The organism is Methylocaldum sp., from assembly GCF_039794385.1.
GTDB lineage: Bacteria > Pseudomonadota > Gammaproteobacteria > Methylococcales > Methylococcaceae > Methylocaldum.
The window spans coordinates 1-12,055 of the sequence record NZ_JBDIVO010000122.1 but is presented as its reverse complement, the minus strand read 5'-3'; the positions used below and the strand labels follow the sequence as shown (position 1 = coordinate 12,055).

The window sequence follows — 12,055 nt, the reverse complement described above, 5'->3', positions numbered from 1 at the left end:
CCGTGATATTCCGGACATAAGTAACCTTAAACCCAAGATGCCGCAAATAGCGCACCACCATGTCGAATACCACCATGACGCGGGCATGCCCCAGATGGCAGTAGTCGTATACGGTCATGCCGCACGCGTAGAGCCGGACCTTGCCCGGTTCGATGGGGGTGAAGACTTCCTTCCGGCCGGTCAGGCTATTGTGGATCTTTAGCATCATTCGGACTCGTAGGTGAATTCGGCCAAGCGGCGATGCAAGCGGTGCGGGTCCAGCAGGCGATAAATCGTTCCGAGCTCCGGTCCGTCCAGGCGCCCGGTCATGGCGGCGCGCAATGGCATGAAGAGGGCCTTGCCCTTCGCTCCAGTCTTGGCTTTCAGCTCGCGCATGAATATGTCGAACTCGGCCTGAGCCGCGTTAGCCGCATCGATGGCCGAGAGATAATAGGACTCTCCGGCTTGCTTCGCGGCTTCGGCGGCTTCCGGGTCGAGCTGCAATTCATCCGTAAACAGAATGCGCGCCCACCGGTCGGCCTGCTCCGGGAAAACGCAGTTGCTGCGCACGATCTCGATGAACGCCGCGAGATGCTCGTCGGGCACGGTGGCGCCGGTCTCCCTGCGCAGCCATCCCCTGAGCGTATCGTCGTCCGCCGAACGCACCGCCAATTGCTGCCAGTGATCCAGATGAGCAACGTCGAACCGTGCCGGCGATTTACCGAGGTGCGACAGATCGAAACGCGCCTTGAGCGCTTGGAAATCCATAATCTCATCGCTCTCATAGTGATGGCCCAGCCGGGCCAGCATGTTCAACAGGGCCGCCGGAAAATAGCCCTCTTCGCGCAATTGATTCAGGCTGCGGCTGCCGTTGCGCTTGGACAGCGGCGCTCCGTCGTCGCCCAAAATCAGCGAAATATGGGCATATTGGGGTATCGGCAGATCGAGCGCCGCAAGAATCAGCATTTGCCGGGGCGTATTGGCGAGATGGTCTTCGCCCCGGAGCACGTGCGTGACGCCCATCAGCGCATCGTCGATCGCGTTGCAGAAGAAAAACGCCGCACTCCCGTCGGCGCGGCGGATGATGAAGTCGCCGATATCGTCGGTCGCGAATTTCTGCGGCCCGCGAACGAGATCCTCGAATTCCACCGTTTCGTTCTTCGGTACTCGGAAGCGCAAGGTCGGCTGAAGTCCTTCCTCGAATTTGCGACTCACCTCCGCCGCGCTCAGGTGCGCACACTTGCCCGTGTAACGCGGCGGCTGCCCGGAGCTCAACTGAATCTTGCGGGAAATTTCCAGTTCCCTCGGCGAACAGAAGCAGAAATACGCTCTACCCTGTTGTTCCAGTTCCTCATAATACCGCTGATAAATGGCTCCGCGGCAGGATTGAAAGTATCGTTCATCCGGCTCGGCGGTTTCGGGACCTTCGTCCCAATTCAAACCCATCCAATGCAAATCGCTTATCAGTTCATCGACAAATTCGCTGCGGCTCCGCTCGCTATCGGTATCCTCGATGCGAAGCAGAAAACGATCTCCAAATAACGCACTGAACAGCGCCGTGCGTGCGTTACCGAGGTGCATGAGTCCGGTCGGGCTGGGAGCGAAGCGGGTTTTGGTCGATGTCATATTGAGCGCAAATTGGGGGATTATATTCGGCAAGATTCTTGCGAATAGGACAATTTAGAGCAAGGCCGAACCCGCCGCAACCCCGCAAAAGCTCCGGCTGCGGCGCCTTGCCGGTCAGTTGCGGCCTAGATGACATTTCAATCAAGCGACCATTTGCATGAATATCGCATGTTAAGCTTACCTCCTCTGAAATTTTCATTTATAGTGTCGACCCAAAACAACTAACCGTTCCTGGCACGCGGCTGATCGAACCACAAGACTCGGCCCTCAGCCAGCCAAAACGAGCGTTTGATCATGTATATCCTCAGTCAGATCCTTTGGACACCGGTCGTCGGTGCATTAGCCATTTTGGCTCTGCCGGCGCAGCAAATCCGCTCCATTCGGGCTACCGCGATAACCTCGTCGGTGGTCGTACTGATGTTGACCGTTTGGCTTTTGTTTCATTTCGATACGTCTTCATCGGCGATTCAATTTCCGGAAAGCCTGCCCTGGAACGCCGAACTGGGGAGTTACTACGCTCTCGGCGTCGATGGTTTTTCCCTGCCCATGGTCGTGTTGTCGGCTCTGCTCTGTCTTGTGGCGATGCTGGCCTCGGAAAGCGTGAATACGCGAGTCAAGGGATATCATTTCTGGCTTCTCGCCCTCGAATTCGGGATGATCGGCGTCTTTCTTGCTCAGGATTGGGCTTTGTTCTACGTATTTTGGGAACTGACGCTGATACCGCTCTTTTTTCTCATCGACCAATGGGGCGGCAAGCGCAAACATACGGCGAGCCTCAATTTCGTCCTGTACACGATGGGCGGATCGGTGTTCATGCTGGTCAGCCTATTAATGATTTTCACCGCATCGTCCGAACACTCCACCACGATGGAATCCATGCTGGCTACCGCGCGGAGCCTGCCCCGGGAGCAGCAGATCTGGATTTTTCTGGGGTTCTTGATCGGCTTCGGCGTAAAAATGCCGGTTTTCCCCATCCACGGCTGGTTGCCGCTCGCCCACGTTGAAGCGCCGAGTCCGGTGAGCATTCTACTGTCGGGTGCGCTTCTCAAGATGGGCGCCTATGGCTTGCTCAAAGCGACTGGCATGCTGCCTGAGGCCGCTTCGGCGCTTCAATCCGTGCTGGCCGGCATCGCCTTGGTCAGCATCGTCTACGGCGCCTTGCTGGCGTGGCGGCAAACCGATCTCAAGGCGATGATCGCCTATTCGTCGATCAGTCACATGGGCGTCGTGCTGCTCGGCATAGCGGCGCTCAATGAAGCCGGATTGCTGGGAGCCGTCTTGCAGATGACCGCCCATGGCCTCATTGCCGGGGCGCTGTTTCTCTTGATCGGACTGTTGTACGAACGCACTCACACCCGGGAAATTTCGGACTACAGCTCACTGGTCCAAGTGACTCCACGCTTCGCCTTCTTCACCACTCTAGCGCTTCTCGCGTCCATGGGACTGCCCGGCTCGGCCGGATTCGTGGCGGAACTTCACGCCATCATCGGGGGCTTTCAGAGTTTCGGCTGGGTCATGGTGTTTGCGAGTCTAGGGGTACTCATCGGCGCATCCTACGCCATCCGAACCGCCGCCCGGTTGTTCACCGGTCCGATGCGCCCGGAAATGCAGAATGTCCGCGATCTGCACAGCCACGAACTGATCGCGGCGGGAACGTTGGCGGTCGGCATCATGGCTCTGGGGCTCGTGCCGGGCCCCATCGTGGCGCTGATGAACGCTTCCGTCAATGAACTCAGCATGATCTTCAGCCACAAGAACTTCTAAGGAGGCCAGCGTGCTATCGCCCCAATCGAAAGGTTCGAAGCCCGACGTTCGCCGGCGGCTGCAAGAAGCGGTCTGCCACCTCGATCATGTGTTGCCGGGACAAGCACCTATCCTGAATTTCGTGCACCACAATACGCTGCACGGTTATCAGCATCTGCCGTTTCAAGAGGCCCTGGAATCCGTCGAGCGACTGACCGGCGTCCGAGGCTATCTGCCCGAGGAAGAGTTCCGGAAGTTCTATGCCCAAGGCCGCATTCTCGATGAAGATCTCGCTGCCGCCTTTGCCGAAATGCCGGAACTTGGAGGCGAAGAGGCACTGCTGCGAATCGGCGATCGAGAGATTCTGCGCCGCGACGTCTATCGCATCGCCATGGTTTATGGCGTGGACGCGGTAACGCCGAGCCAATTGAACTGGCAAATCGAAGAAATGGCGGCGCTCGACCGGTTTCAAAGCGGTATTCCCCCCGAGGCGCGCCATCGCCTCATGGACTCCGTCAAGCGAATAACGGGAAATGCAGAGGCGCTCCAGGAAGCCGGCTTGATCCGCGACTTGTGGGATGCCGGACTGACGGTCCTCGGACTGGAGCAGGCAGCCCTGCACCCCGAAGATCTGACCGATCTAACCGTTCGGCAAGCGGAGAACTTATTGAATCACACCAACCGGTCGTCGAACGATGCGGCGGCAAGCACTACCCTTGCCCGCCAAAAGATGAGAACAGAGGCTCGCGCACTCACGGAATCCGCCTTCGCCGACGTCGGCCGCGGCATCTCATTGCGCGGACTGCTCGCCGCGTTGACGGGCCGGGACGTGCTCGACATCGTCCGTCCGATACTGATCCGCTTCAGCGCCTCCCATTTGGACGAAGGACTGGCCGCCTGGCATGCAGCCGATCGCCGGGAAGGACTGTACTCGGCATGGCGCCGTTCGGCGTCCTACGATCTATCGCTGGGTCTCTGCGATTTTCCGGATTGGCGGGAAACCGTGTCGGCTTTACCGGAACAGGCGGTCGACGCCGTGCATGCCGAACTGATTCGGATCGGACTCCCGGAGAATCGCTGGGAAACCTATTTGGAACGGCTCGCCCTGGAACTCCCCGGCTGGTCGGGCATCATCAATTGGCGGCAGCACCATCCCGATTACGAGGCCAACCGGGAAGCGCCCGCCTCGCTCATGGATTATCTGGCCATCCGACTGGTTCTGGACCGTTTGGCAATCGAAGGACTATGCCGCGAAATCTGGGGCATAGCCGGCACCTTGCCGTCGCTGCGCGCCTATTTCGAACGGAATCCGTCCGAATTCCTGGTGCGTCATGCTCTGTGCCAGGGCCGTCTGCCCGAGTATCTGGCGGACTGCGCGCAGCAGTTGGTAGCCGAATCCAGCCCGGGAAACTACGATCGAGAGCGCTGGTGGTCGGTAGCGGATATGATTTCTACCTGGAAGCACAGCGCGCTAGCGGAAAAAACTCAACGGCTGACCATCTACAACAGCGGCTGGCGCTTGTTCCGTCTGGCTCAGCATTTGGGCCTCTCGAGCCATGACGTTCGCGCCCTGTCTTTGCAGACCTGTGAAGTCCTCCTCGCCGCGCTGGACGATTTATCTCCGTCACAGCGCAGTTATCTTTGGCTTTCCGCCTATGAGCGGCGTTATCGAGAGGAACTGTTCAATGCCCTCGCCAATAATCGTGGCCGGGGCCGCTGGGCGAAGCGTGACGATCGCCCGGACGCCCAAGTGGTCTTCTGTATCGACGACCGCGAGGAAGGCATTCGACGCCACCTAGAGGAATTGAACCCGCGCATCGAAACCTTGGGCGCCGCCGGCTTTTTCGGTGTGCCGATCAACTGGCGCGCTCTCGACGATGACAAGGTCACGCCGCTCTGTCCCGTGGTCGTCACGCCGGCACACGAGGTGCGCGAAGTCCCCCGCCAGGGCCAGGACGATTTGTGCACCAAACATGATCGGCGCCGAGCCCTTCGTCATCGAATCGGCGCGATATTCAACCAGGAAATCCGCCGGAATCTCGTTTCTTCTCAGTTTTTGATCGGCCTGCTTTCGCCCGGCGTGTTTCTGGCGCTGATCGGCAAAGTGTTTTTCCCCGCCCGGCAAACCGCTCTTGCTCAACGAGCGGATGCCCTGCTCGTTCCCGAGGTAGCCACCGAATTATTTATTACCGCGGCAAGTGGTAGTGCTCCCGCGACCCCGGAAAATCCCCGCCTCGGCTTTACCGACTCGGAACAAGCCGATCGCGTTGCGGCATTTTTGCGCGCCACCGGTTTGACCTATGGCTTTGCTCCGCTGGTGGTCCTGATGGGACACGGATCAATCAGCCAAAACAATCCGCATCTCGCCGCTTACGACTGCGGTGCGTGCAGCGGACGCCACGGAGGACCCAATGCGCGCGCTTTTGCTGCCATGGCCAACCGACCGGAAGTGCGCGGGTTGCTCGCCGAAAAAGGTATAAGCATTCCGGCTGACACCTGGTTCGTCGGTGCGGAACACAATACCTGCAATGAAGACATCCTCTGGTTCGACCTGACGGATCTCCCTCCAGTCTCGCGCCTCGCATTCGGCAAGCTCAAGAACGATCTGGATGCTGCAAGGCGCCTCTCGGCCCATGAGCGTTGCCGGCGACTTGCCTCCGCTCCGCGCAATCCAACGCCTGACACGGCGCTCGCCCATATCGCCGAGCGTGCCACCGACTTTAGCCAAGCACGCCCTGAACTCGGGCATGCCACCAATGCCGCCGCCTTCGTCGGGAGGCGCTCTTTCAGTCAGGGAAGCTTTTTCGACCGCCGGGTATTTCTGATCTCTTACGATCCGACTCAGGACCCCCTCGGCAATGTTCTCGAAAGCGTATTGTTGGCGGTGGGCCCCGTTGGTGCCGGCATCAACCTCGAGTATTACTTTTCCACCGTGAACAACGAGCGTTTCGGCTGCGGCACCAAAGTGCCCCATAACGTCACCGGACTTTTCGGCGTTATGGAGGGTGCGGCCAGCGATCTTCGAACCGGGCTTCCCCGGCAGATGATCGAAATCCACGAGGCGATGCGGCTGCAAATCGTCGTGGAGCACAAAACGGAAGTTTTAACCGCGATTTACGAGCGTCAGCCCTCATTGCAGGAACTGATCGGGAACGGCTGGGTGCTTCTGTCCGCTATCGATCCGGATACCGGAGAAATTTCCATGTTCACGCCGGGCGCCGGTTTTGTGGTGTGGAATCGGGAGCTTCGTCCCTTGCCTATCGTCGAGCGTTCCCCCGACTGGTATGCCGGACACGCGGGACCACTGCCGCCGGCATTGATTCAACAAAAGTCTTCGGGGATTTCTTATGCTTGATTGGTTGGTAACACTGATCCCGGGATTGCCGATTTTAGCGGCCTTGACCATCGGCATTGGCATCATATCGGGATTTATCACTGGAGAAGCGGGAGAGCGCTCTACCGCAGCCATCGCAGTCGGCGCAACCCTAGTGTCTTTTGTCGTGTCGATCGCGGTCTTTTGGTGCCGTCACGTGGACCTCATCCCGGATCAGCTCGTTCTGGGCACCTGGCTGGCTAGTGGCGATTATCTCGTCAACGTCAGCTTTGCACTGACTAGTCTCGCCCTGGCATTGTCATCTCTGTTCGCATTGTTTTCGCTGATGGTTGCCAGATTTTCGGTGAATTACATGCACCGCGAAGCCGGCTTCCATCGTTTTTTTCTCGTCCTGTCTCTTTTCGCCGGCGCCATGCAGTTGCTGGTGTTGGCCGGCAACGCCGTTTTTACCTTTATCGGCTGGGAATTGGCCGGGGTGTGCTCTTATCTACTCATCGCCTACGCCTATGACCGGCCGGTGGCCTCCGCCAACGCAACCTACGCCTTCGTAACCAACCGGATCGGCGATGCCGGTTTCACCTTGGGGATTTTCTTGGCTTTCGCTTGGACCGGCGGCGTCGAATGGCCTCAGATTACCCGAGGTGCCGCAGGTCTCGATGGTCTCCAAGCCGGTCTGATGGCTATCTGCTTCCTGCTGGCGGCCGCCGCCAAGTCGGCCCAAGTGCCTCTGGCGCCCTGGGTGGCTCGCGCCATGGAAGGACCAACACCATCCAGTGCCATCTTTTACGGCGCCGTGATGATCCATGCGGGTGTTTTCTTGGTGTTGCGGCTGCAACCGGTCTTCGAAGCGGCGCCAGCCGCCATGGGCATCATGGCGGCCATGGGTCTGGTGACGGCTCTTTATGGTTTCGCATGCGGATTGACGCAAACCGACGTCAAGTCCGCACTGATTTTCTCCACCACCGCACAGGTCGGCCTGATGTTTTTGGCTTGTGGCCTCGGCTGGTGGCAATTGGCGGCTTGGCATCTAGCTGCTCATACGATGTTACGCGGCTACCAATTCCTGGCCGCGCCGGCACTAATGCATCGCATTTTCGGTCAGCCGACCCGGCCCGTTCCGGAGTTCGCGGGTCGTTCTCGCTGGCTCTACACGGCCTCGTTACAGCGTTTTTGGCTGGAACATTTCGGCCATCAAGCCCTCGTCAAGCCAATAGCTCGCTTCGCCGCCGATTTGAACGTTTTCGACCGCCGTGTCGTGGAAGAAATCGTCGGACTGCCCGCGCCCGCCATGCGGGGACTGTCTGCGTTGGCCGAGCGGGAGGAACATCGGCTCGGCGCCGGTTATGGCGCCAATGAACGCCGGGTCGGCGGTGTGCTCGGAATCGTGACCGATCTTTTCGCTTCCGCATTCCACTGGTTCGAAGAGCGCCTGGTCTTACAAGGTTTGGGTATGGACCTCGTGACCCTGGGACGCCGTCTCGGCATGCGGTTCAACCGCCTGGAATCCATCCTGGCTCAACCGCGCTATCTGATTCTTTTCGTCCTTTTCACCCTGCTAGCAACTGTGTGAGAACCCTATGGTCGGTGAAATCAACTGGGCGACGCAATCCGCCTTTCCTATCCTCAGCACGATGATCTTTCTGCCGTTGATTGCAATGGGCGCCGCTTATTTCGCCCAGTCGCAGCAGCGTTCGTTTTTTATCGGGCTAGCCGGCTCCGGCCTCGAACTCGCTCTAACGGTTTATCTGTTGATAGCCTTCGATTCGAGCGCCACTCACTTGCAGTTCGCCGAAGACTTTGCGCTGCTGCCGTTCCTTCGTTATCACCTTGGTGTCGATGGCCTCAGCATACTGTTCGTGTTCGTCACGTCGCTGTTGAGCTTTCTGTTAATGCTGTATGGGGAAATTACGCCGGAACGTCGGTCGCCAGGGCTGTACGTCGCCAGTCTGTTCGGTTTCCAGGCCGTGCTCACGGCGCTTTTCTTCACCGTCGATCTGCTCCAGTTTTGGTTACTGAGCTGTCTCGAACTCGTACCGGTTTCGTTCATCCTGCTCCGGTGGAGTACCGCTTCCGCGGAAGCTCCCAAAACGACCCGGCTTTATACCCAATTCATGTTCACCGGCTTGCTGATGCTATTTCTCGGCATTTTGATCTTAGGGTGGAATCACGCCCGAGCCGCCGGTGAATGGACTTTCGCGCTCGGAAACCTGCTCGAAACGCCGGTTTCCCCTGCGGCCCAATCCGCGGCTTTCGTACTTCTCTTTTACGGCTTGGCCGTACGGATGGCGCAATTTCCTTTTCATGCCTGGTTGCCCCAGGTTTCTCAACATGGAACCCTGGCCACCATAGGCGTATTTGTGATCGGAGCGAAAGTCGGTATCTACGGATTATTGCGCTTCGTGCTGCCGCTATTGCCTGATGCGGTCCAAACCCTGAAGCCGGCTGTTATCGTTCTGGCGTTGGCGGGCATGTTCTACGGTGCGCTGATGGCGCTGATGCAGTTGAATCTGAGGCGGCTCTTGGCCTTCGCGGCGGTCAGCCATACCGGCATGCTGGTGGTAGGCGTATTCTGCCTGAACTCGGAGGGGTTCGCGGGCAGCTTGCTGCTGTCGGTGAATTTCAGCATCGCGGCTAGCGGGCTGCTATTTGCCACCGGCTTGATGTTTCGTCGCGCCGGAAGCTCCCTGCTGCCACGTCTCGGAGGACTGTTCGATCTCATGCCGCTATTGGGTATCACGTTCCTGGTCTCCGCATTGAGCACCATGGCGATGCCAGGGACTCCCGGTTTCGACGCTGCCCATCTTCTTCTGGAGGGATCAATCGAAGCTCATGACTGGGGAGTCACGATTGCCGTAGCCACAGGCAACGTCCTGGCCGCGGCATTTCTGTTATGGGCCTTCCAGCGCGCCTTCCTGGCCCAGCGCAAAAAATCGGCGTTACATCGCCAGAAAACCAGGCTCACCGTTCCCGAGGTGACGCTTAACGGCGTCGTCTGCGCTGTTTTGTTGGGTGTCGGTTTTTACACCGAGCCTTGGGTTCAGATGGTCAACGAATCCGTAAGTGAATTGGCTCAACGCTTCGAGCGTTTGGAACAGAAGAAACAGTGACTTTGAATTATTTAACCTAAAAACGGCAATTAACCGCTTCGATGCACCAGAAAAGCTCGTTGGATCTCAACTGCTATACCTCTTATCCGCTTCACCGCTTGGGTGAGGCCGCTACGCACTCGATTGCACGGCTATCGGGCCGCCTGACGGCGGCGTCGCGCCCTTTCGACGGGGCTCAGGACAGGCTTGCCGGCCGACCCGCCAACCGCACACTCGGATGCGTCCAACTGCCGTTTCCAGGTTTAATCGTCGGCTTACGCCGCCCGGAGACAAAGTGATGACCGCCGATTTTCCGATTCTGACCATTCTGATATTTCTTCCGCTGGCCGCGGCCGGTTTGTTGTTTTTTTTTCGAGATCCGGCATCCTCCCGTCGGTTCGGACTAGCGGTGTCTCTCGCGGAACTGCTCTTGTCCTTGTCCCTGCTCGGTCTTTTCGACTTCAGCTCGGCGAGAATGCAACTGATCGAACGAGTCGTCTGGATACCGAGCCTCAACATTTCATACATCGTCGGCCTTGACGGACTGTCGATTCTGTTTCCGCTTCTCACGGCGCTTTTGACCTTTGCTGTGATCGCGGCAACCTGGACACAGGTGCAAACTCAGGTAAGGCTCTATCTCGCGCTCACACTCCTTCTGGAAAGCGCCACGCTGGGTGTGTTCTGCGCTCTCGATCTGGCACTGTTCTTTCTATTCTGGGAGCTTACGCTCATTCCCATCTTTTTCCTGGTGAGTTTGTGGGGAATCGGGCCGCAACGACGTTATGCCGCCAGCAAGTACACGCTTTTCATGCTGGCGGGCGGTGTTCCCCTGTTGTTCGGAATCATCCTCTTGGCGCTGAACCATGCCGAGCAAATGGGGAGCTCTGCGCCGCGCGGACTTTCCTTCGACTATCTGACGCTGCTCCACGTGCCGGTTTCCGAAGAGCTGCGCACCGCGGTGTTTCTGCTTCTATTCCTGGGCTTCGCCGTCAAAGCGCCTCTGTTTCCGTTTCACACCTGGCTGCCGACGGTTGCAATGGAAGGGCCTGCGGGCGTTTCGGCCCTGATTACCGGGCTCAAGCTCGGACTTTACGGCATGATGCGATTCGCCATTCCCTTGGTTCCCGATGCAGCCGGCGAATACATCTGGATCTTGACGGCCTTGGGCACCGTCGGGGTTTTGTACGGCGCGCTGATCGCACTGAAGCAAACCAATCTCCGCCGCTTGCTTGCCTACGCCAGCATCAGTCACGCGGGCTTCGTGGTCATCGGCCTTGCCACCTTGAACCCACAGGGGGTTCAGGGTGCCCTGTTTCAGTTGATCAACTTTGCGACCGTATCCGGCGGCATATTCCTGCTGGCCGGGTTTCTCCATCATCGCCTGGGCTCGACCGAACTTGCCAATTTGGGCGGGTTAGCCCGATCGATGCCTTTGCTCACGACCTTCTTCTTTCTTTTCGGAATCGCCGCGATGGGCGTGCCCGGCACCAATGGTTTCGCCGCGGAGCATCTGATCATTATCGGCGCATTCCAGGCTCACGTGGGTACCGGTCTCGCTGTGTTATTGGGAGTGATTCTAGGTGCGGCCTATTTCCTCGGCTTCTTTCAGCGGGCGTTCTGGGGGCCTGTTAAACTAACGGCTGTACGCACCGCTTCCGATTTGCGTCCGCGCGAATCGGGGCTGGCAATCCTGCTGATCGCCTTGATCCTCTTGGGAGGACTGGTGCCTAGCATGATTACGAGTACCAGCAGCACCGCTGTGACAGCGTGGGTTGCGCGGATCAATGCTGCAACCGGCCCTTCGGCATATGCCGACTTATCCGAAAAATTCCAAACAACAAGATCCAGTCCTTGAGTGAAATCGAAAATTCCGGTTGAGGAAATTGTTTGTGTCGATTCGATACCTGTTATAGATTAATGCTTCGTCCGGCGGCCACTAGGCCAAAGCTCGATCGTCAAATCGGATTTTAATACAAGGACTTATATCCGATTTATCGAATAAGAACGTTAACGAGCTTTTTTGGAAAGGCATCCACATGGCTCGGCGAGCCATGCAACCTTATTAAGCGGGTATTAATTTTATGGTACGCAAACACATCAATTACTATGTCAGTCATCTGCGGAACGACATTCCGGCGGGCGTCGTCGTCTTCCTGGTCGCCCTGCCGCTGTGCCTGGGGATCGCGCTCGCCTCGGGCGCCCCGCTGTTCGCCGGCATCATTGCGGGCATCGTCGGCGGCGTGGTGGTCGCCTGGGCCAGCGGCTCGCAGCTGAGCGTCAGCGGCCC

Annotated in this window: 7 protein-coding genes and 1 pseudogene; 6 read left to right on the top strand and 2 right to left on the bottom strand. The window is 58.2% G+C overall.

Annotation, left to right across the window (positions count from 1 at the left end; genetic code table 11):
• Positions 1–205: pseudogene (locus tag ABJK70_RS12130) on the bottom strand (cysteine--tRNA ligase); the annotation flags it as partial.
• On the bottom strand, positions 205–1,605 hold the full coding sequence (gltX, locus tag ABJK70_RS12125) for a glutamate--tRNA ligase (protein ID WP_347258110.1): 1,401 nt from the start codon (positions 1,603–1,605) through the stop codon (positions 205–207). The gene gltX and the pseudogene ABJK70_RS12130, both read right to left, overlap by 1 nt.
• 294 nt (positions 1,606–1,899) lie before the next feature.
• On the opposite strand from gltX, the gene ABJK70_RS12120 reads away from it, so the two are divergent.
• The 6 genes from ABJK70_RS12120 to ABJK70_RS12095 form a co-directional block, all read left to right on the top strand.
• Positions 1,900–3,369, top strand: coding sequence for an NADH-quinone oxidoreductase subunit M (locus ABJK70_RS12120; protein ID WP_133715916.1), 1,470 nt, complete (start codon positions 1,900–1,902; stop codon positions 3,367–3,369).
• A gap of 10 nt (positions 3,370–3,379) precedes the next feature.
• Positions 3,380–6,703, top strand: a complete 3,324-nt coding sequence (locus ABJK70_RS12115; RefSeq protein WP_347258109.1) for a DUF2309 domain-containing protein — start codon at positions 3,380–3,382, stop codon at positions 6,701–6,703.
• Positions 6,696–8,252 carry a proton-conducting transporter membrane subunit gene (locus ABJK70_RS12110; protein ID WP_077729632.1) on the top strand — a complete coding sequence of 519 codons (1,557 nt, stop codon included), beginning with the start codon at positions 6,696–6,698 and terminating at the stop codon, positions 8,250–8,252. Before ABJK70_RS12115 ends, ABJK70_RS12110 begins: the two co-directional genes overlap by 8 nt.
• Positions 8,253–8,259: 7 nt before the next feature.
• The gene (locus tag ABJK70_RS12105; protein WP_347258108.1) at positions 8,260–9,789 is read left to right on the top strand and encodes an NADH-quinone oxidoreductase subunit M; all 1,530 of its coding nucleotides are present in this window, start codon (positions 8,260–8,262) and stop codon (positions 9,787–9,789) included.
• Positions 9,790–10,066: 277 nt separating this feature from the next.
• Positions 10,067–11,623, top strand: a complete 1,557-nt coding sequence (locus ABJK70_RS12100; RefSeq protein ID WP_347258107.1) for an NADH-quinone oxidoreductase subunit M — start codon at positions 10,067–10,069, stop codon at positions 11,621–11,623.
• 226 nt (positions 11,624–11,849) lie between these two features.
• On the top strand, positions 11,850–12,055 hold a 206-nt coding region (locus tag ABJK70_RS12095; RefSeq protein ID WP_347258106.1), incomplete at its 3' end, for a SulP family inorganic anion transporter.

Excerpts from the sequence above, each read along its gene's own strand:
- ABJK70_RS12105 (WP_347258108.1), top strand. The coding sequence starts at position 8,260 with ATGGTCGGTGAAATCAACTGGGCGACGCAATCCGCCTTTCCTATCCTC.
- gltX (WP_347258110.1), bottom strand. The coding sequence starts at position 1,605 with ATGACATCGACCAAAACCCGCTTCGCTCCCAGCCCGACCGGACTCATG.
- ABJK70_RS12100 (WP_347258107.1), top strand. The coding sequence starts at position 10,067 with ATGACCGCCGATTTTCCGATTCTGACCATTCTGATATTTCTTCCGCTG.
- ABJK70_RS12120 (WP_133715916.1), top strand. The coding sequence starts at position 1,900 with ATGTATATCCTCAGTCAGATCCTTTGGACACCGGTCGTCGGTGCATTA.
- ABJK70_RS12110 (WP_077729632.1), top strand. The coding sequence starts at position 6,696 with ATGCTTGATTGGTTGGTAACACTGATCCCGGGATTGCCGATTTTAGCG.